Source organism: Salmonella sp. SSDFZ69 (assembly GCF_004010755.1).
Taxonomy (GTDB): Bacteria; Pseudomonadota; Gammaproteobacteria; order Enterobacterales; family Enterobacteriaceae; genus Salmonella; species Salmonella enterica.
Map to the genome: position 1 here is coordinate 3,539,138 of NZ_CP034831.1, position 21,179 is coordinate 3,560,316.

The 21,179-nt window shown below is 51.6% G+C and carries 19 protein-coding genes and 2 pseudogenes; 2 read left to right on the top strand and 19 right to left on the bottom strand.

Annotated features, from left to right (window positions below; all coding sequences use genetic code 11):
* Positions 1-94: 94 nt before the first annotated feature.
* The 4 genes and pseudogenes from EOS98_RS17680 to EOS98_RS25155 all read right to left on the bottom strand — a co-directional run bounded on the left by EOS98_RS17680 (position 95) and on the right by EOS98_RS25155 (position 2,680).
* Positions 95-592: a Saf-pilin pilus formation protein SafA gene (locus tag EOS98_RS17680; protein WP_080203442.1), complete on the bottom strand. Its 498-nt coding sequence runs from the start codon at positions 590-592 to the stop codon at positions 95-97.
* A gap of 132 nt (positions 593-724) precedes the next feature.
* A complete protein-coding gene (locus tag EOS98_RS17685) occupies positions 725-1,219 on the bottom strand; it encodes a hypothetical protein (protein ID WP_126524259.1) in 495 nt (164 codons plus the stop codon).
* A 759-nt stretch (positions 1,220-1,978) separates the two neighbouring features.
* A pseudogene (locus EOS98_RS17690) lies at positions 1,979-2,549 on the bottom strand (integrase core domain-containing protein); the annotation flags it as partial.
* A complete protein-coding gene (locus EOS98_RS25155; RefSeq protein ID WP_001224066.1) occupies positions 2,483-2,680 on the bottom strand; it encodes a transposase in 198 nt (65 codons plus the stop codon). The gene EOS98_RS25155 and the pseudogene EOS98_RS17690, both read right to left, overlap by 67 nt.
* 52 nt (positions 2,681-2,732) lie before the next feature.
* Here EOS98_RS25155 and EOS98_RS17695 point away from each other — a divergent pair, with 52 nt between their 5' ends.
* Positions 2,733-3,047: a SymE family type I addiction module toxin gene (locus EOS98_RS17695; RefSeq protein WP_023892102.1), complete on the top strand. Its 315-nt coding sequence runs from the start codon at positions 2,733-2,735 to the stop codon at positions 3,045-3,047.
* A gap of 66 nt (positions 3,048-3,113) precedes the next feature.
* Here the strand turns inward: EOS98_RS17695 and EOS98_RS17700 are convergent, their stop codons facing one another.
* From EOS98_RS17700 to EOS98_RS25160, 5 genes and pseudogenes are all read right to left on the bottom strand, one after another.
* Positions 3,114-3,392 (bottom strand): hypothetical protein, encoded by a 279-nt coding sequence (locus tag EOS98_RS17700; RefSeq protein WP_077905025.1) that lies wholly within the window; start codon positions 3,390-3,392, stop codon positions 3,114-3,116.
* 315 nt (positions 3,393-3,707) lie between these two features.
* Positions 3,708-4,175, bottom strand: a complete 468-nt coding sequence (locus EOS98_RS17710; RefSeq protein WP_063809038.1) for a hypothetical protein — start codon at positions 4,173-4,175, stop codon at positions 3,708-3,710.
* Positions 4,172-4,543 (bottom strand): hypothetical protein, encoded by a 372-nt coding sequence (locus tag EOS98_RS24715; RefSeq protein WP_225872841.1) that lies wholly within the window; start codon positions 4,541-4,543, stop codon positions 4,172-4,174. The genes EOS98_RS17710 and EOS98_RS24715 overlap by 4 nt, the downstream gene beginning before the upstream one ends.
* Positions 4,544-4,992: 449 nt before the next feature.
* Positions 4,993-5,286 carry a hypothetical protein gene (locus tag EOS98_RS24910; RefSeq protein ID WP_225872842.1) on the bottom strand — a complete coding sequence of 98 codons (294 nt, stop codon included), beginning with the start codon at positions 5,284-5,286 and terminating at the stop codon, positions 4,993-4,995.
* Between the two features lie 24 nt (positions 5,287-5,310).
* Positions 5,311-5,484 (bottom strand): annotated as a pseudogene (locus tag EOS98_RS25160) (RHS repeat-associated core domain-containing protein); the annotation flags it as partial.
* Between the two features lie 126 nt (positions 5,485-5,610).
* On the opposite strand from EOS98_RS25160, the gene EOS98_RS17730 reads away from it, so the two are divergent.
* Entirely contained in the window at positions 5,611-5,886 is a 276-nt protein-coding gene (locus EOS98_RS17730; RefSeq protein WP_023232369.1) for a SymE family type I addiction module toxin, read from the top strand.
* Positions 5,887-5,942: 56 nt separating this feature from the next.
* Here EOS98_RS17730 and EOS98_RS17735 read toward each other — a convergent pair whose 3' ends face one another.
* The 10 genes from EOS98_RS17735 to EOS98_RS17780 all read right to left on the bottom strand — a co-directional run bounded on the left by EOS98_RS17735 (position 5,943) and on the right by EOS98_RS17780 (position 21,176).
* Entirely contained in the window at positions 5,943-6,275 is a 333-nt protein-coding gene (locus tag EOS98_RS17735) for a barstar family protein (RefSeq protein ID WP_001750702.1), read from the bottom strand.
* A 62-nt stretch (positions 6,276-6,337) separates the two neighbouring features.
* Positions 6,338-10,969, bottom strand: a complete 4,632-nt coding sequence (locus EOS98_RS24920; protein WP_225872843.1) for an RHS repeat-associated core domain-containing protein — start codon at positions 10,967-10,969, stop codon at positions 6,338-6,340.
* A gap of 15 nt (positions 10,970-10,984) precedes the next feature.
* Positions 10,985-11,443, bottom strand: a complete 459-nt coding sequence (locus tag EOS98_RS17745) for a DcrB-related protein (protein WP_000186513.1) — start codon at positions 11,441-11,443, stop codon at positions 10,985-10,987.
* A 59-nt stretch (positions 11,444-11,502) separates the two neighbouring features.
* A complete protein-coding gene (locus EOS98_RS17750; protein WP_126524260.1) occupies positions 11,503-13,737 on the bottom strand; it encodes a type VI secretion system Vgr family protein in 2,235 nt (744 codons plus the stop codon).
* Positions 13,738-14,133: 396 nt separating this feature from the next.
* Positions 14,134-14,655: a DUF2778 domain-containing protein gene (locus tag EOS98_RS17755; protein WP_000968384.1), complete on the bottom strand. Its 522-nt coding sequence runs from the start codon at positions 14,653-14,655 to the stop codon at positions 14,134-14,136.
* A gap of 23 nt (positions 14,656-14,678) precedes the next feature.
* A complete protein-coding gene (locus EOS98_RS17760; protein ID WP_001596567.1) occupies positions 14,679-15,095 on the bottom strand; it encodes a DUF2195 family protein in 417 nt (138 codons plus the stop codon).
* Positions 15,092-15,880, bottom strand: coding sequence for a TagF domain-containing protein (locus tag EOS98_RS17765; RefSeq protein ID WP_126524261.1), 789 nt, complete (start codon positions 15,878-15,880; stop codon positions 15,092-15,094). Before EOS98_RS17765 ends, EOS98_RS17760 begins: the two co-directional genes overlap by 4 nt.
* Positions 15,880-19,749, bottom strand: coding sequence for a Type VI secretion protein IcmF (icmF, locus tag EOS98_RS17770; protein WP_127821189.1), 3,870 nt, complete (start codon positions 19,747-19,749; stop codon positions 15,880-15,882). Before icmF ends, EOS98_RS17765 begins: the two co-directional genes overlap by 1 nt.
* Before the next feature lie 33 nt (positions 19,750-19,782).
* A complete protein-coding gene (gene sciR / locus EOS98_RS17775; protein ID WP_023166851.1) occupies positions 19,783-20,214 on the bottom strand; it encodes a Shiga-like toxin A subunit SciR in 432 nt (143 codons plus the stop codon).
* 188 nt (positions 20,215-20,402) lie between these two features.
* Entirely contained in the window at positions 20,403-21,176 is a 774-nt protein-coding gene (locus tag EOS98_RS17780) for a Rap1a/Tai family immunity protein (RefSeq protein WP_126524262.1), read from the bottom strand.
* Positions 21,177-21,179: the final 3 nt, after the last annotated feature.

The window sequence follows — 21,179 nt, forward strand, 5'->3', positions numbered from 1 at the left end:
CCAAAACTAATAATTTTCATATTACAAGTTATAAAAAAAAGTATGACTTTATATTTATTGCGCCTTAATAAGGCGCAATAAAAGTTGTTTACTATTAAGCTTGATACTCCGCTATGTGTAGCGTCACTGGATAAGTATCAGCCTTTACCGTTTGTGATCCAGACAATTTCACAGCGACTTTATCTGCCATGTCATATACCCACCACTTATGCGAAGCACCATCCACTAATGAACCTTTATTGGCACAGCCTACCCCCCCAAAGGTAACTTTAATGGTATTACCACTTTTACCAGTTACCGTCCACACATCGCTGTCGTTGCCCACTACTTCAGGTTTAGAATAATCTCCCGTTACCGCGTATTGTTTGCTCGAACCGCTTACCGAAAGCATAGCAATAGCCTCATCACCCTTATGAGGCCCTGCCACCAAGCCAGACACTGGAGTAAGCTGTGCTTGTAGTTGTCCAGGATTACTGAAATTTACATCCGCCGACACGCCAGTGCTTGTATTCGGCACGAGCGAGCCGGCATAACAACTAGCAGCCATAATGCTTAATGCACTTGCGATAATTAAATTTTTTATGTTTTTCATCGGAAATCCACCTTTTCAAAATCCCCCAGCACATCAAGAATGAATAATGTCATACCAAAATTCACCGTACAGAAAAGCCTGTAGCTGGGAATACTTTAAGACTTAATAATACTTAATAGAAGTTGCTTACTATTAAGCTTGATATGCCGCTATGTTTACAGTCATTGGGAAGACATCAGCTGGGATATTCTGATCTCCAGCTAGTTTAACACCAAGTTTGTCGTTAATATCATATATGATCCACTGATGCCCATTGTAATTTACATTCCCCTTTGGTGAGGTTGTCTCACCATAGAAATACACTTTGATTCCTTTGCCAGTATTTTTACCATGTAAAGTCCATGTATCGCCATTCATGACATCCTTTGCCTTAAAATCCGCTGCGATCGCGAATTGTTTAGCAGCAACAGAACTAACTGCAATAGTCGCAATCTCCGTATTAGACTTAATCACCCCAGCCTTTAAGCCCGCCACTGGAGCAAATGTTACGCTCAACTGCTGGGGAGAGACAAAGCCAATATCCACTGAACTTTGTTGCTCTGAGCCCACCACGATTGAACCAGCATAACAACTAGCAGTTATCATGCTCAACACGCTTGCGATAATTAATTTTTTTACGTTTTTCATTGAAAAGAAACCTCTTTAAAACTAAGTTAAAATTGCACATCCAGAATGTTATGATGCCATAACATAATTTTACCATATGGGAAAATCCGTGGCTGGTAATAACAACTTGTACTTATTGGTATTTGTTACCAATTCAAACAAGTAATGTCATAAAAATCTATATATCAGAGCACCTCTTAATCTGAAAAAAATTGCGTTATTGCCAATATAACCAGCATTGATGTTAACATCGTATTGTCAGGGTGGAATAGAATGCCAGTCAAAAAGCAATTATACCTTCCATTTACATTCAAGTGATAACATTACAATGAAACCCACCACACTGGGTGTGGGAAACTTATCTTCGAAGAGAGGATAATTATCAGGCATCGTTGCAACATTGTTTATATTTAAACATACATCTCCTAACTCGACGGTAAGATTATTAGTTAACTTTTCCTCGCAGGGAAGATCTTTAATGGAAAATCTTGTTTTCCGAAACGGAAAAGCAATTATAACGCTCCAACGAGAGTCTCAACACTAAGAGCTGACTGACACAGGCCAGACTGATTATACAGGCATGAAAAAGCTCTCCCCTTCCTTTCAGTTCTTGCTGGATTATGCAAACGTCGCACCACCTCCCCGTGAACATGGCACATTAATTTGAAGCAACTCTCATCCGGTATCGCTTTTCAGTGCAGCGAAATTCATCGCAGGTGCCCCTGTAAATAGACCCGTTTTAGTTCCATGCATTTTTAAGATTCCGGCCAGATAATGTTGTTAGCGGTATTCCTCCGGTATCATATTGTTCCGCGATTCATGTGGACGTTCGCAGTTATATTCTGATAACCCTTTATCCGTAATTTCCCGCACCTCATTCAGCGTTCTGAACAGATAAGAATTGAGTATTTCTGTACGGTATGTCCGGTTAAAGCGCGTGATGAAAACGTTTTTCTTCGGCTTACCCGGCTGGATAAACGCCAGCTTTACTGCATGTTTCTTTGCCCATTCAGCCAGTGCCAGCGAGATAAATTCCGGTTCCTTATCCATACGCAGCATGGCCAGATAACCGCGGTTGCTGTAATCCTGTCGAGTACACGGACCACTCGCAGAGCTGGCAGATTCAGATCGATTTCAATCGACAACGCTTCACGATTACAGTCATCAACAACATTGAACGTGCGAAAACGAAGCCCATAAACCAGCTCTGGTTCAGCGCTTCCGGCGTGACCAGTGGCGAGGGATTGCGTACCGGCAGCCGTTGTTTACCCTTACGGCGAAAATTCAGCTTGAGCAGACAGTAAATACGGTGGAGCCTTTTGTGATTCCACGCGTATCCCTGCCGCCGTATCCAGACTTCCAGTTGTCCCTGGTGGCTTCAGAAATACCGGCCTCCCGGTAGACATCTTTAACAGTCTGTCCGGATTCGACTGATCTAATCACAGCGATGATCTGGTGCGCAGTAATACGGGCTTTACGCACAGCGATCTCCTGCGTTGGCAGATTGATTATGTCGGATGATCTCTAAATGTGAATGGCTCGATTATGCGGGATACTTACATACTCACGCATTGAGAGACTTTCAGTTCGTTTGTACGGTGAATGGATGCCGCAGGCGGGGTTTATTAACGGGATGCCCGTCAAGGTGCGGGTAATGAGGGATTGCATCGTGATCACGCCGCAGCATACCCACGGACTCTTTGTCTGTATTGAAGGGATGGGCGTAACCCGCATTAATAAACGGAGTGCAGAACAGTGGTTAAAAAAATTTCTGGGGGCGCTGAACAATACCGGAGATATTCCGGTGATTAAACGCAAAAGAACGGAACAGGAGTTAATGAGTAATTGATAATAAAAAGCCGGGAAAAGATAACCCCTCCGGCTTTTACATATTATCCATCCGGCTCCAGATGTTTTATTTCAATCCTTTTGGTTTTATTTCTGGATGTTTTTCATATAATGGATTCATTATTTTAATAAGCATTTCACCCATGATAAAACCAACCGCTTCTCGATATACCTTAAATTCATCCTCATCACAACGGGACTGAACAACAGCAACAGATTCATCAAGTTTCTTACCAAATCTCAACATTAAATCACTAATTAATATAGCTGTATCCTTATCGTTAACCATACTTATTCCTGTAGTAAAAACATCAATAGCCTTGATTTCCTTTACATTCGTTAACACAATTCCAGCAAGCAAATCCGTTACTTTTTGTAGGTAAAGACATAAATGAGCATTCACTAACGCAATTATTTTCAACCATTTTTCATCTTAATAACTTGCCAGGATCATCTCTATCAGTACCACAAGTAATAAGACCAAGAAGATCACTATCTGTAATAGGATTCAGAGGATAATAATATCGGTCCATCCCCCTTTCAGCCCTATTGGATCTGCGTAATATACCTTCCCAGTCCCGGATTATAGAACGGTGCTAGTTATAATACAGCCCCAATTCTTCATCGCATTGGGATAGGCTCTAACTGGAGTTATCACACATTAATGTAATTTAATTACCTCCCCATGTTTCCCCGCATCATCCGTATACATTGCTTGCAAGCATATTTTTTGTCCATCATTTTTAATATAGTTAAATTCTTCAATTAAAGAATAGTTAATATAGTCCACTCTATAATATAACTCCACGGATTTTGAATTAATGACATTACTATATTGAAGTTTTCGCCCTTTAAATTCACCGAGTATTTTCATTTTAGTTCCCATAACTGTTAAAAAATCTTTTCTCGCAGTGGCATTTTTGAAAGAGTCACATGACAAATCATATATCTCAGCATACTCCCCTTTATTATAAAGAGAAAAAAGCTTATCAACTTCTTCTTTCGCAACTTCTCGAATAGCGCTATCATTTTTAATATTCTCTCTACCTAACCATGTAAAAAATAGAATAACGAACAACACAATCAACACCATAAATAGTAACGATAGAAAAAATCTATTTCTTTTCACTTGAATTCACCTGATAACCAATCATATTCCTTATCTATCAGATCGAAAATCTCCGATAGACACCTCGAATGCCGGGAGCATGTGAGTTCCCCCCAGTCTCCAAATCCGGGTCCCATACTCACACCTTTTGTATATTTATAACTATCATTTTTATTACGAGCATCTGTATAAGCCACTCCCGCAAGAAGTGCCTCCATAAGAATCCCCTCCAGACTCTGATATTCCTGGTGATAAATCAGCATCAGGGGCTGATAGTGTGAATAACAAACCAGCAGAAGTACCTGTACCGCTATGATCACACAATGAATAATACGCACAAACCTCTCTTTCCTTTGGGGTGTGTACTCCGGCTCCAGTTGTCCCGCCATCTGCTCCGGCGTCAGCCTCCCGTAACAGTCATACCGGTACAGTTACTACATATCTTCCGTGATGCGGTTATCCGCCCATAATGATTTCCCGGCTTTTATTCAACGAATGATTAATAATTTCATGTACAGTCTCTTATATTCTTTACTCAGAGTTATCAGCCTATCCCCCAAAATAAATCACATATTATCTTGATTATTTTTTTAAGATTATCTCTAAACATCCCTCTTTTCGATAAAGTGGCATATAATATCCATATTATCGCGATTATACTTCCAATAATAAAGATCAACATGGATATTTTATTAATCATATTCATCAAACATCAATGTCCCTATCTCTTTGATTAAATTCATTGGAGAATCCATCATGTTATGGAATTTCTCTTTATACACATCGCTAATTGATGGCTCATCTGGATCGTCAAACTGTTCACTATAAGGCAATACACCTAATAAATTTTTGCAGCACCTATCCTTGTCGGTTTCATTAAGTGATTCTGATAATCATAAATTTGCCCTGTTATATGAAGCAGTTGCCAATTTGATATTCCACGCCCCCATGCCAGAGAAACATTGCCCACTGGAGACAATATAATCAATCCATCAGCAGCAATACCTATCCCGAGTTTGGCTACCCCACTTGCGTGCAATCTTGCAGAATTAGCCATATTTAAACTAGCCGTTAACATTTTTGCCGGATTAAATGGAAGATTATCCAGACTATTATTAGTCTCATCTATCATGCGACTACATAATTCACATGTAAACAATCCCAGCGGATCTGTATCTGTGACGGGATTCAACGGATAGTGGTAAGGATTTAATTCCCCTTTCAGCCCTGTCGGGCCCTGACTGACGAACCTGCCACACTCCGGTGCATAATATCTGAACAGATTTTAATGCAGGCCCGCTTCATCGTCAAAATACGGCCCCGGCAGCCGGTTGCTCATCACTGGCCGGGGAGAGGGGGGCGCGGTGCCAGGATGTCGCGCCCATACTCACTCACCCTGAGCTCCACAATCAGCCAGCATCCGGCGGATAAATAAGAATTTATTTAGTCAGCAAATATGAATGCCTCCGGCGTCAGCGTCCGCCACATCAACAGCGAAACCTGCATGACCGCCTGTTACTCACAAATCCCCAGCCAGCACCTTAAGGGCGACTGGCTGGCAGAAGCGGGATTTGATACCGGGGCGAGCGTGACCGTGAAGAGCTCCGAGGGGTGTTTGATCCTGATTGCAGAGACGGACGAAGTGAGGGATCTACGGAAGGAGCTTTATCAGGTGAAAAAGTCGATGAAGCATATTAAGGCGGGGGTAAATGATGTGGTGAACGGGAATTAAATAATAAAAGAGCCGGGAAGATTTAATTTTCTTTCCCGGCTTTATTTTTGTTAACTTTAAGATTTACAAAGCAATAATAATATAGAAGCTTTCTCACCAAACAAAATACTTCTATTATTTACTTCTTGTATTGACAAGAGAAAATCGTGTCTAAGATCGTCAGATAAATGATTGATATTACTAACCTCAAGTAATATATATTCATCCTGTTTTATATTTACAGATGTCATCCCATCTTCCGGGATTCTCAAACTAGTAAGGCAATCAACAAACGCATGAAAATTATTACCATAAAAATCAGGAAAACCAAACAGTTGCTTAAATTTATTATGAAATTCAATAACACCATTTATCTCTTTTAAATCAATAGATAAAGTAATCATCTTCATTACTTCCATCCTCCAAGATCTATCTCTATGAAAGAGTCGTAATGATCATGACTATAGTATGCCTAACCTGTTTTCGTATCAACAACAATACGTCTAGCACCTCGATTTCCAACACCAGGAGTTTTTACAGTCCATTCTCTATAAGGGCCACTTCCCGTATTAAGGCGTTGGCTATCAGGTGATATTTTGAAATTATTTTCAAAAGGTATTCCATCACGAGGATAAGCAGGTCTATTTAATTTAATATTATCTATTGTTTTTTGTACTTCTCTCATTTCTGCGGGAGTCATTTTATGCCCCCACTTATCACTTATAGCCGAATGGAATTCTTTCGGATTCTTAGCAGAGTGAGAACATTTAAGACCTAACGGATCGATCCAACTTAACGGATTCGGTGCATACGCATATAAGTTTATTCCGCCCCTCAGCCCGATCGGGTCGCCCGATATAAACTTCCCGATATCCGGATCATAAAATCTGTACAAATTGTAATGCAGCCCCGTTTCTCTGTCCAGATATTGCCCCTGGAAACGCAGGTTCTGCTGTACGGGCCGGGTTTCTTTTTCATGCGTCAGGTTCCCCCATACCTGATAGCCCGCTTCCCAGACAATATTGCCCCCGCCGTCCGTCATCTCCTCCGGCGCGCCGTTTACGTCCGTATGGTAATACAGCACCTCATCCGCTTCGCCCGGCGCCGCCCTGTCCACCCGCGCCAGCGGCTCGTGGCTCCCCTGGTCGCTGTAGATATACAGGCTGCTGCTTCTTCCCAGCCTGCACTCCTGCGCCAGCCGCATTCCGTCCCATAAAAACGTCGTCCGGTTATACGGCTTTCCTTCCGCGTCCAGTTCGTGCTTCTCCACCCGCCTGCCCGGCGCGTCGTACACGTACCCGTAACGCCGTACGGTGCTCCCCCGGATGACCGCCACTTCCGTCAGCCGGTGCTCCGCATCCCAGCGATAGTGCTGCGTACCGTTGCGGCCCCGCTTTTCCACCACCCGGCCATATTCATCGTAACGGTAATGCAGCCCACGGTATGACGTTATCCGGTTGAACGGCACCACGCTGCCTGCACCCGCCTGCGCGGTCTCTCCCTGCCGCCTGTCCAGCAGGTTCGCCGCCGCGTCGTACTGCCAGCTGTCCAGGTATGCCTCATTCCGGCACGCCGTGATGCGCCCCGTCGTGTCGTAAAAATAATCCGTCACCCCCTGCCGGCTGTGCCGCTTTTTCAGCAGCTCATCCTGGCCGCTGTACGCATATTCCCGGTCAATAAACGTCTCCGGCACCACACCGCGCATTCCTTTACAGGTCAGTTTCCGCGTTAACCGGCCCGTCCGGTCGTACATCCGCCGCGTGTCCAGCCGCCCCTGGCTCCGCTGCACCTCACGGTGCAGGTGGTCACGCGTGAACTCGCTGATGACATCACGCCCCAGGTTGATTTGCTGGAGATGGCCGCTCCCGTAGTACAGGTACCGCAGCGTCCGCCCGTCCGGCATCTGCGTTTCTGTGCGGTTGCCCTGAACATCGTACCGGTGCTGCAGCACGCCCTGCGCCGTCTCCTCGCTCAGCAGGTTACCCGCACTGTCGTAGCTGAACCGGATAACTTCCGGCTCTCCGCCTTCCGCCGCATCATGCTGCCTGCGGCGGATTTCCAGCAGACGGTCCGCCGCGTCGTACCGGTATTCCGTGCGCGTCTCCGGCGTGATTTTCACCGTCAGCCTCCCCGCCGCATCACGCTCCAGACCGTGGCGGATTTCTCCCCCGCGCTCCCCGCCGTATATCACCGCCGTCACCGCATTCAGCGCGTTATACCCGTATGCCCGGCGGCTGCCGCCGGGGTCCGTCTGTTCCGTCACCCGGTCCAGAACATCGTATCGGAACCGGTAGCTTTCCCCGTTCTCGTTCGTGAGCGTGGTCAGCCGCCCGTAAGCGTCGTACTCATACGCCGTCCTGCGCCCCGTCGCATCCGTCTGCCTGCGCACCCGCCCCTGGCCGTCCCGCTGCCAGCGTGTTATCTGCCCCGCCGGGCTGGTGTATTTCACCAGCCGTCCCGCCGCATCCGGCTGGTAACGCTCCGTACGCCCGTCCGCGAACATGACCTCCGTCAGATGTCCGTTGCCGTCATAGCTGTAACGCGTACTGTTACTCTCCGCGTCCGTCACCCTTTCCAGCCGCGTGCGTTCATCATAAAACCATGCCGTCTGCGAGCCAGAACAGTCCGTGTGGCGCATAAGCTGCCCGTCTTCGTTCCACTGCAGGTATTTATCTCCGCCCCGCGCGTCGGTTATCCGCACCACCTGACCGTGTCGGTCGTACCCGTATACCGTGCGCTGGTGCAGCGGGTCGCTGATCGCCTGCAGGTTGCCCCGCTCATCATACTCATAACGCCACGCCGCCCCCGCGGCATCCACCTCCGTTTCCGGCTGGTGCCACACCGGATGCCACTGCGTCTGCTCAACCCGGCCCAGCGGGTCATGCGTCTCCGTCAGGTGGCCGAGACGGTCATAGACATAACGCCATTTGCCGCCCTGCGCGTCCGTCATCCCCAGCAGTAACCGCTCTTCATCGCTCCAGCGGAAAGTGGTCATCTGCCCGGCCTCGTCCCGGTACGCCGTCACCTGGCCCTGCGCATCCCACCAGTGGCAGCGCATGCGCCCCAGACTATCCGTCACACACAGCGAACGTTCTGCCAGATTCCAGTCCAGACGGTACTGCTCGCCGCTGTCCGTATGATGGCCCGTCACCCGCCACGCCGCATCGTCCGGGCCTTCAAACCACGCCCAGGTGTAGTAATACCGTTCGCCGCCCGGCTCCCGGTGCATCGTCATGCAGTCGTTGTCGTCGTACGCAAACTCGCGCTGATACTGACCTGCGTTGTCCACCACCCCGTTCAGCCGTCCCGCCTCATCGTAGCGGTAACGCCGCAGCAGCTCCGGCTCCCCTTGCGGGTGATGGCGGAAGATGCGCGTCACGCGCTGCGGGTGCGCTGCCAGCTCATAGTGCAGCCGGATGCAGGGGCGCTGCCGATCGCCGCTGATTTCCACCAGACGCCCGTGGTTGTCGTAGGTCAGGTGCTGGCAGTTACTGTTGCGGTCGCCCAACATTTTCAGCCGCCGACGCTGTGGGCTGAACGGGTCCGCTTCAAACAGCCTGTACACGCCGTCATCACTGCTGATAAGCCAGTGGCCCTGTTCGCTGCGCCGCACTGCCAGCCCCTCGCCGGGGCTGTAAAAACCGCTCCCCGGCTCCACCGCCTGCAGGTCAATTCGCCGCCCCATTGGGGATACATACGTCATGCAGTTTTCATCCGGGTTGTCCGGCGTACGCTCCAGGCACACTTCATACAGCACGCTCCAGCCCCGCCCGAACATCCCCTCCGTCCGTTCATCACGGCTGCTGTAGGTCCGCTGCCACTCCAGCGGGAAGTGGCCGGGCAGACTGAAATCAACGTCATCATCGCCTGCCAGGTACTTGGCTCCAGTGGCGGCGTTTACCGGGCGGTTCAGCGCACTCCCCGCCTTCTGAACCATCATGTTAATGCCCAATCCCATCATAAAGCAGGCACTTTTAGCTAACGCCCGTCCGGGCTGCATGAACGTCAGCGCAATGGTGGTCACCAGGGTTATTTGTGACTTACCGCTTTTGATATCCCGTACCACCAGAAGCGGCCCGCCGCTACGTACATCACCGGATACATGTACGCCGTTCTCAGGCTCATCCACCACTTTTGCCTCGCAGGTACAGCGTACCCCGCTGCGCGCCGCAGGCTGACTGTTGATACGCACATCCCGCGTCCCTTCGGCGATATATTCTGCTGCGGGCGGCTCATCGTCGCCTTTGAACAGGTTCGACACGCTGCCGATAAGCGCGCTTGCCGCCTGAAAACCGGTTTCCAGCACATCGAAAGTGTTCATCGCCCCCAGTACCGTCCCCACCGGGTCATCCGTCAGCGCCTGCAGTTTCTGCGCCATAAACTGGGTGAATGAAGAGGGATGTTTGTGGCAGTCGATTTTATCATCCTGTTTCGGGTCAGACCCCGGATATGCCGTTGCCACCGTGGGCTGCCACATCTCTGAAATAAAGTGGCCCGTGTCGGAAAGCATATCGCCCGCCTCCGTCAGAGCATCATTTCCCAGCGAGGCCCATCCTTCCGCTGATCCCATCCGGCTCACCACGGAAACGACGCCCTTAGCCATATTCTCTGCCCGGCCTTTTACTGCATCCAGATATTCCCCGGCCACATCCCACATTGATTTGGCGTCCTGCCTGCGTTTTTCTTCTTCTGCCTCTGCCTGCGCCTGCGCGTCCAGGGTTTCCACATCATGGCGTGATAATGCCGTTGCCGCCGCCCGCGCCGCCCGTTTGCTGTTAATCCGGGTGTCGCCTGAGCCGGTCAGGATATATCCCTCAATTTTCGGCGGAAAAAGGCTGTTGGCTATGTCTTCACAGGCTTTACTGATTTTCTCCCCGGCGCCACTCAGCAACATCGTCGCGCCGACCACGGTCCCCACAAGTAATACGGCGCTGCATCCCAGCGTTGCCACCGTAGCCCCCGTCGCCAGCGCCACAACAGCCAGTGCCGCAAAATCAATAACCGCATTGATGGCGAATTCCAGCGCACTGCCCACCAGATCTGCCAGAAAAGACGTATGCAGCAGCGCGTCGCCTTCCCTTGCCGCCCAGAATGCTTCTCCCATACCACACTCCCTGTGTTATTGTCCGGTTGCCGTGTTTTCCGGGTCCAACCTGAAACGCAGATTCTTTTTGATATCCGCCCAGCGCCCCCTATCCGCTTCGGTTAACGCTGTTGAGCGGGCATAGGTCAGGGCCATCATTACCCGGCTGCTCTGTAGCACAAATACCGCCTGGTACTGGTATACATGCTCATTACCCCGGATGAACTGACTCTGTATTTCCAGCCCCTCCATTTTCCCGTCAATACCCAGCCGGACAACCTGTGCTGGCGTATAACGCAGTTCCTTAACCTGCTTTTCCAGTTTTTTCATCTGTTGTTCAACCTGGGACGCCAGTTCATCACCGTCCTGCATTTTGCCGCGGCTGATAATCAGCGCCGCATCCGGATCGCTCAGGCGGATCATATTGAGGGTGCTGTCCTGGGATATATTACCGGAGAAACTCAAGATGGCTTCGTTGATATAATAGTTCGTCATGATTATATAAAATCCTTTTTGGTCTGAAAGTGTTGATAAGTCCGGCACTAAAATAAAAACTATTCTTTGGGTGGAAAAGTTTCCTTAATTACTGCTGCCATTGCTGTTTTTTCTGACTCACCAAATGTTCCCACTTTGGGTTCTCTTTTATCCATATTTAAATCCAGCTGCCCTTTTATAGTATTAATCTGACCATCGGCATCTGTTGCAGTAATATTGAACGTTTTACAGGTTACGTAAAATTCCCCCTTACTGCTCATGTACAGAACGGTGTCACCACAACTCAGAGTAATAGAATCACCCGCTGCCAGATATAACTCTTTTACCGTCTGAATGGTTTTATTTCCTCCGGCCAGAGAGGTATCGTCATACTGAACTTTATGGTCGCGGACAGCGCCAATAGTGGCTATTTCTGACTGATCAATGACCTTAACCCGATTATTCCCCACCCAGTGACTTTCATTATTATTAACTTCAATACGCTGATCTTTTTCAGCATGTAGCCAGACCTCTTCACTACCGGGTTTATCTTCAAAACGCAGGGCGTTGGCATTGGTCGGTCCGCCGCCGATAGTGTGGCTGTATATCCCGCTCTGTGTTGCCGCGCCCGGCAGTCCCCACGGCGGCATGGTGTCCTGGTTGTAGGTACGCCCCACGATGATCGGCAGATCCGGATCGCCGTTTTTGAAATCCACCAGCACTTCCTGGCCGATACGCGGGATCTGGATCATCCCGAAGCCTTTGCCCGCCCACGGGTAGCTGACGCGTATCCAGCAGGAGCTGTTTTCATCCATTTTGCCGTAGCGATCCCAGCCAAACTGTACCTTTACCCGCCCGTACTGATCCGTCCAGATTTCCTGGCCCGCCGGGCCGGTGACGATGGCGCTCTGCGGCCCTTTGGTGTGGGGTTTGCTCACCGTCCGCTGCGGGCGGTACACCTCGCGGGTGGGGTGCAGTTCAAAACGGGTGGAAAAGGTAAAGTGCTGGTCCTGCCCGCTGTGCTGCGCGTTGTCCTGCACAAACAGCAAGGTCTGCATCAGCAGGTATTCCTGATTGACTTCGGCGGTGGGATAGTTTTCCAGCGTGAAGGTATAACCGGTCATGAGTGTGCGGATATTCCCTCCCCCCAGCACCCGACTGCCGGGGCTGCGCTGCGCTTCCATACGAATGCGCGTCAGCATCTCGCCTTCACTCTTGTCGAAGTAGTCTCCCGGCCACTCATAATGCTCGTAGGTGGCATGACCGGTTTCACGCGGGTTTGCCACCGTGTTTGCCAGCAATGAACGTGGCTTCGTAAAATCGAAATCATCCAGCACCCACTGGCCAGTCCGCAGACTCTCGTTTGCCGTGATAGTGTGGATAAACTCCTTGTCCAGCTTCAGCCCTTCCTGGTGCCACTCGACCAGCGGCGAGTCCGGACATGCTTTGTGGGCGCTGATGGCATCCGCCAGCACCAGCGTGTGGCTGTCCTCGCTGTGCTCAAACCACCAGTAGATGCCCCACTCCTGCATCAGTCGCTGAAGAAAATCAAAATCAGTTTCACCGTACTGCACCTGCCAGGTACGTACCGGGTAGCTTTCCACCAGCCGCTTTTCCACCGGGTAGGGGTATTCCGCCAGCACTTCATCCAGAATATCCACCACGGTTTTATTCTGGAATGCTTTGTAGTCGCTGGTATGGGTCAGCAGTTTTACCCACGGCTCCATACGCAGCTCATAGGTAACCGAACGCCCTTCATGGCCCACCACCCGCGCCGCCGTGACCAGCCCGCTGATATGTCGTTTACCGCCACCATCCAGTTCGATGTTGACGCACAGATCTTTGCCCACCATCGGTTTGAGCGGCAGGTTGGCCGCCGGGGAGACATAGCCCAGATTCAGGGTGTCGGGCGTTTTTAGCTGTACCACATAGCTGAACAGTTCACTTAATGTTTCGCCGCCGTCCAGGCTGGCGAACAGTAATGCGCCCGGCGGTACGGCGCTGCCGCTGACCGTCACATTATGCGCCCCCGGCCCGCCTGCAACAGCAGAGACGATGGCCGATACCGCATCCTGCGCCATACCTGCGGCGGCGGCGGCCTGCGCCGCTGCCACCGCGGCTTTCACCAGCCCTGATGGCTCCGGCAATGCGCCAAATAGCGATCCCGCAGCCTGTTCCACAGCGGCTTCCGCCGCATCTGCCACGCTTCCGGCGACTGAATCTGCGGTGACACCGCCACTTTCTCCGGTTATCGGCGGCGTGGTTGTCGTCAGCCCTCCCATACCGGATTTATTATTTGTGGATACAAAACTCATGGTAGTGACTCCTTTAATACCGGATTAAAATAAATAGACTCACCGTCAGGAAACAGTGCCCCGCACTTTATAATGCAACCAGCCTGTTATATTTAAATATTTACCAGAAGAACAGGGTATATTGCTGACAAGAGCCATGAAAATAAAAACACAAAAATTAGCACATAACATAAATACTGAATTACATAAATAAGGAAATGAATATAACAATATTATGATTTTATTTTTATTATGCTTACCAGATTTGCATTGCATTTTATAGAAATTTGATTAATAACCAGTACACCGCCAGTCATATACTTTATCATTGGTGCTCGTTACTTATCTGGCCACCATTGTAATCATTGTCAACCACAGCACGTCCAGACACGATAATTTCAGCCGGTTTTAACGGTATTATTGTTTTGTTCCACCATTCGTTTGCTGACCAGAAACATACTTAACATTAACCGTAAATGTCTTTTCACCATTTTCTTTTTCCGTCTCCTGTTTCAGAATACGGAAAAACACCGGTTCCACTTCAATACAACCATGACTGTAACCTTTGGTGGAATCATGGATATAAAAACCACCCCGCTTGCCCCCACAGGCTTTTCGGGTCTTCTCATCCGCTGATTCCAGCCGGATACGGTTATATCCCCAGTTCGCCCAGTATATCTCACATGTTCCGGCAGCCTGGCCTCGCGGAATGGTACTCCAGCCCCATGATGGTCCCAGATCACAATCCGCAGCATTTCTTATCGGTGCCTCCCCCTGAAACTGAATAAACAATTTATAATTCCCTTCCGGTATCGCCGCATCCGGCACACACTGTTTATCTGGCCACTGTAAATCCGGTAACCCCGTGGTCGCCTTAAATATCCCGATACCAGGCCATGTCAGCTTTTGCCCGTCAAAAGTCAGTCTTACTGCCATCATCTTCTCCCTGACTATTCTGTGTATTACAGCGGTGGTGTACAACGTATCATTAGCGCCAGCTTCTGATCCCGTACAGACTGGTTATCCACCGATAATACAAAGCTGAAAGGATAACGTCCCTGCATCTTCGCCAGTGAAATATTCCCCTCCTGAAGGGAATATGCACTTCCGCGTCCGTAACCCTCAACATCCTGCGCCAGTAAGCTGGTATAGTTGATTAATGTTGAGAAACAGCCACATTCACCGGTACTTTTTTTCAGTGTGACCGTTGTTTTCAGAATGGTAAGGTTATCCATTTCCTGACGATGAACGGGATGGATATCCACACACTCCGCCAGCGGGTTATCAATGTTTACATCTGTTCCGCCCCAGGCAAATACGGGCAGGAACATTCCTGCACAGGCAGACATAAACAGAACCTCTACAGCGTACTTTTTCACAGCATCTGACCTCTATTTTCTTCATCCACCAGCCGCAGCGCATCCACATACCGCCCTTCACTGTTCTGCTGCCAGAACCAGCCTTGCCCCGGTGTTGCCTGCCCCAGCGTCTTACCCGGCCAGCCCGGCCACGGCAGATAACGCACGCCCGGCAGTTCTACTACCGGTGCTTCATCCGGCAGCCCGGTCAGTTCCCGGCTGCGCTGCGATGTTCGTCGTAACCCGCGCAGCCACTGCGCCCACCACGGCCCCGGCTGCCACATCGCCCATAGCTGGTCCACCTGCTCCGTCAGCCGCCCGCGCCGCATCGTGTCCAGCGTGATATGCTGCGCCGCCAGCCTCGCCAGCCAGTACAGCCAGCCCTGCGTCTCCTGCAAACTCTCGTCCAGCCACTCCCGACCGCAGCGCTGGTAAATCACCAGCGGCCACGGGCGTCCCACGCTATCCCGTGACGCCATCAGCACTCCGGTCAGCCAGTCAGTCGTCCCACCCATCGGCAAAAATCCCGGCGACATCACAAAGCTCCACGGCAGCGGATGGTGTTCCGGCGCGGGCATATCATGTTCGCCACGCGGCGACAGGTGCATCCAGCCGTCACGCTCTTCATCGGTCGTCTGGCCTTCCGGCAACACGATATGCCGCCCGCTGCCCACCCATGTCTGGCGGTTCAGCCAGTCCTGCCATATTCGTCCCTCTTCAGCGCCCACCCGCCAGCGCACATAGTCGCGCTGGTCCGGCAGCCTGCCGAACATCGCCGGGGCTGATACCACCGCTGGCCGGCGCATTACAACGCCCTCGCCGGACAACTGAAGTTCTGCAACAGCTCCCGGCTGACCGGGTTAAAATCCCGCCCGGCAGTGATTTCCAGCACCACCCGGCGACCGTCAAAATCATATTCCACCAATTGGCGCCCCCGCACCGCCGTTTCCTGTACCATTCCGGCGTCCAGCAGATGAAACAGCGCCCACGGCCCGCCGGTCAGTAGCGTTGAGGTGTCCTGGCGAATACGCGGGCTGGCGGTGATTTCCGCCATCGAGCCGTTGCGCGGTCCCGGCCACGTTACTTTCAGGGGACGGTCCGGACCATGGGCGTAGCGCAGCACCTGACCATCGATATCAATCACCAGTTCCGTGATGGCCGGGTCCATATCCACCACGCTAATCTGCATCGACCAGGAAAATTTTTTCCCGCCCTCGCTGTTAAAAAATACGCTGCGGATCTGCTTCGCCTGCTGAAACGGCGTCAGATCCGGCCCCTGCAATGTCATGTTGCCTTCGGTCGGTTTGTAGCGCCACGGGTCGCTGGCGGTGTCCGCCAGCGGAGCCAGTTGTTTGCTCCAGAAAGCATCCAGTACGCCGCCGCTGGCGAAGATGCGGTTAAAGTCCTCGGCGCTGACCTCCTGCGGACTGTCGGCGAACGGATAGCGCCCGTCGATGGCGTCACGGCAGTCGTCGCCCATCATCGCCTCCATCTGGGTGTTCAGCACGTCGCCGGTCCCGGCGTTGATTTTGCGCGTTCCCTGCTTCGTCAGATCCAGCAGGATGTTTTTCAGCGGCGCGGGCAGTTTCGCCGCCTCCAGTTGCAACTTGTCTGCGGCAGTAATGCGCGCTGGCAACGTCCCCGCCGCCAGCGCGCTATCAGCAATGGTCAGTTGGGTGTAATACTCGTTGAGCATGGTCAGCAGCGAAGCGATCTGCATCGTCCCACCGCCGCTCTGTCCGCCGTCCGTCCGCCCGGCAATGACCTCGCGCAGCGCGGCGAAACGATCATCCACCAGCGTTTTTTCCAGCCGTTCTTCCGGGTGAATATCCTGGAACAGTTTTGCCGTCTGTACCACTTTCCCCGCGTTACCGGATGCGCGCTGCGCCAGTTGTTTCTGTCTGGCCTGCGGGTCCGGCGGCGGCACCAGCGTGGTCTGCTCCACCACCGCTTTTCCCAGCCGCATCAGCGGTGAGTCCGGCGACGCCAGGGTGCGCAGCACCTGTAAATCATAGGCCAGGCCGGAACTGCCCTCTTCCCCGGCACTGTTGATACTATGGATACTGTCCAGAAAATCCTGCCAGCGGCGGGCATATTCCGTCAGGTACAAACGGCGGACTTCGCGGGCGACAGATTGCTCCTGCCCCGGTATCTGGCTGCGCAGGCTGTCAGTCAGCTTTTTTGGCGTACTCTCCCGGCCCATCACCCAGCCATCGTTCGCCGTCGCCGCCGCCACAAATTCCGGTAATCGTTTGTCGAACAGCTCCCGGTATCCTTCACGGGTAAAAATACCCGGCACGCCCCGATCCAGCGGCGCGCCGTTGCTACGCACAAAGACCGTTCCCGCATCCGCGCCGACGGCGCGTACCAGCGTGAACTCCTGCGGCGCTTCGCTCTCCATTGCCGCCAGCGCCCGCGCGTAGATACGCTCGGTACTGGTGTGACCGTCGAGGAATGCCCGCGCCTGGCGGATCAGCGCCTCATCTTTCTCATACGGTGAATGCACCACCCGGCTGCCGTCAAACAGCGCTTCGATATGCGTCAGCACGGCGGCGCGCCCGCCGAACCCGGCCACGCTGTCGCTGTTCCCCAGATCGTTAATCACCCACGACTGGATCTCCGCCGCGTTGTATTTATCTTCGTGATCTTTATCCAGATTCAGTAGCAGATAGATGCGCAGGGCATCGTAGGCCGCTTTACTATCCTGACGGGCAATGGCGTCCGCCAGCACATACTCCATCCGTTTCACCAGCGGCGGCAGCAGCAGTTGATCCAGCAGACGGTTGTACAGCGACGCCACGCTGTCGGTTACCGGCGGTACGCTGTACAGGCCGTAGCGCCAGGTCAGCGGCGGCGCGTCCGGGTCCAGTTCCGGCCAGGCGGACAGTTCCCTTGCGCTATCCAGCAGTGCCGGGACGAGAGCCATCGCCGGTTTACCGGTGTAGGCTTTCACTTCACCGTCCAGCCGGGTCGCGCGGGCGCTGATTTCATTCAGATAGTCGCCGTTGGTCTGCTGGCTGGTCTGCATCCCCTGCCACAACAGGAATGCCAGCACCAGTACCAGCAGGTGCCCGCCGAGGCGCAGCAGGCGGTAACGCCAGGCCCACTGGAGGTTTGGCTCCACCAGGTGCGCTTCACGGAAAATAAACTGTGTCAGCAGGTCATGCAGGAAGTAGCTGCGGTTGCCGTCCGGCAGAGCGTGCGGGAGAGAGGCGGAGGATTCGCCACGGGCGGTTTTTATCGCCCGGACAAAGCGCTGCCAGATACTCAACTGGTCGGCCACGGCGTCGACCTGCGCCTGCGCGGCGCTGGTGAAAAACACCCCGCGCAGCGTGTTATTCAGTTGCGTGGCATCGAATTTTGAATCGAGGAAGATCTGTTCAATAGCCTCCAGCAACGGCTCGCCGAGGGCGGCGAACTCACGCGGGAAGGTATACAGCCGCTGGCGGCTTTTAAGGTCGTACTCTTCCTGTAACCGGGTATCCAGTCCCTGATCCAGCCGCAGCGTCAGGCGCGCCAGCTCCTGCGCGCAGGCGGCATGCAGCGCCTGCGGGTCGCCCGTTTTTCGCCTGCGGCTGTACGGCAACGTAAAGCCCCAGATTTGTGCGCGAAGATGGCTGGTCAGCGTGCGAAAATACTCGCTGAACCCCGGCAACAAATCCATTTTGGTGACCACCAGATAGACCGGAAAGCGAATCCCCAGGGTCTCGCGCAGTTCTGCCAGTCGCGCCCGCAGAGCGGCGCAGGCCGCCAGGCGTTCCGCCGGTGACTGTGCGGTTAAATCCGCCACGTTTAGCGTCAGGATCACGCCGTTAAGCGGCGCGCCGGGGCGATGTTTACGCAGCAGACCGAGAAAGCCCTGCCACTCTCCGGCGTTACGCTGCGCGGCGCTCGCTTCACCACCATCATCGTGGCGGGCGTAGCGTCCGGCGGTATCAATCAACACCGCTTCATTGGTAAACCACCAGTCGCAGTGTAGCGTGCCGCCACCCGGCACTGTCAGGATACGCGAGGTCTGCTCCATTTGCTCCGCCAGCGGGAACTGCAATCCGGTGTTCAGCAGGGCCGTGGTTTTGCCGTCGCCGGGACTGCCGACCACCATGAACCACGGCAGCTCATACAGAAAGCGTTTACCCTCGAAGATTTTACGCCAGCCAGGCATATCCACCCGCAACTGCCGCAGCTGCCGGATGGCCTGCGTGACAATATGGTTGACGGTGCGCAGGTCGGCTTTGATCTCGCCTGCCACCGGTACCTCTTCCCCGCGCGGATGCAGGAAGCGACGCAGCAGTTGTTCATCCATACGCAGCGCACGCCACAGCCGGTACAGGCCGTACAGCGCGTACATCAGCAGGATGAAACCAATTAATGTCAGGCGGACCCACAGCGGCGCAAACGGATGGACATCGCCCAGGGCCAGCAGCGGTGTGACGAAGCCAATCGCCAGGCACAGGACACTGATGCCGATGATACTCATCGACCAGTTGACCAGCCACAGTACCAGCAGCATCAGTAACAGGGCAATGGTCACTACCCGGCTACCCACGGAGGCCAGCGGGCGCAGGGTATCAAATGACACCAGCGGCCCGACAAACCAGACCAGCAGCGCCAGAACCAGAACGCCCACAACCGCCAGCGCGCGCCGGGAAAAAAGCAGACTAAGAAATTTTTGCATTATATTTCGACTCGCCACCCAATAATCAATATTTTAAAATTCCCTGGATAAAGTAATATAACCATTAAATCTTACAGAACATTCATCAGCATTCATGAAGCTGGATGCAATGAAAATATCTTTTTCTTTATCTTTGTTAATATAGGTATATTTTGCCACGATAGATTTAACCTGATTTTCATAATAACTATCGAAATAGGATTTTTTATCTAATATTGCCACTTTATTTTTGGCCTTATCTTTTTCATAATCCATCCTGGCCAGAGATTCTGCATAGACCTTAGATACAGGTGAGATATCAAGAATCTCTACCTTTGTTTTATCCTTTATAATAGTAGCGACATCTATATTCAGGTCATTTTTTATGGCATCAAATAATGATGACTCCATTGATGCTCCAACCGTAGCACACCCATAATCGTGCGCATAAGAAATGGCAGGAATACCCACCAACAGACAGACCATTATCTTAAACATATCAATCCCTTACCACCAAGACTTTATCTGAACTGGCAGCGATAACATTATCACAGGGTATACCTGTCATACTTCAGGCTGCATGTGCGTTGGCTTTCCTCGCTCACCCCAGTCACGAACTAATGTACGTTCCTGGGGATTCACTCCCTTGCCGCCTTGATGCAACTTGAATGATTTTATATATTACAGGGATACTCTATTAATTTATTTATGATAAGTTCAGCCGCGCGAGAATTCAGTTCCTCATTGGTTTTATTTTTAAGAAAAACATAGACAATTTCATTTAATGTTAGCGTCTTAAATAAATCGTATCCACACCATAGTTTTTTCTCCGTTGCATCCTCCACGCCAAGCAGATAGATACCCGCCCTGAGTTTATCCAGTTGATTACCAGATACCCAAAATTTAAAAAAGTCATTACCTGAAAGATTAAGCGCATCCGGCGTCAGGGATAACACAGGAGATGACCGGGAAGCAATTTTTACGGAGGGTTCAGTCCCCTGACAGGGGAAATTTTTAACTAATGCTTCCTCTATCAGCACCGAAGCTCTTGCATCAGGCTTTTTCACAGAGTACCGATCAAGCCAGGCCAGCACAGTATGGTTTATTGTTATACTGTCAACCTGACCATATCCACACCACGTCTTACCTTCTGTGGCATCCGCTACCCCCAACACATACATCAGTGTATTATCTTTTTCCTGTAAGTTATCACTGGCATAAAATCCCAGAAAATCCCGTATACTGAGGTTGACATTATCGGGGGAAATGAATCCTGCGTTAATCAGGGACCCGGCAAAAACGCCACCGGGTAATAAACAACATAAAATGATCAAAAAAACACGGATAGATCGTTTTATGTGATATGTCGCTGAGATCCGATAATAATCCCCCGTCACGCCACATACTGCCGAATGATGAGACACATCATAGGTTGATTTTTTCATCATTCA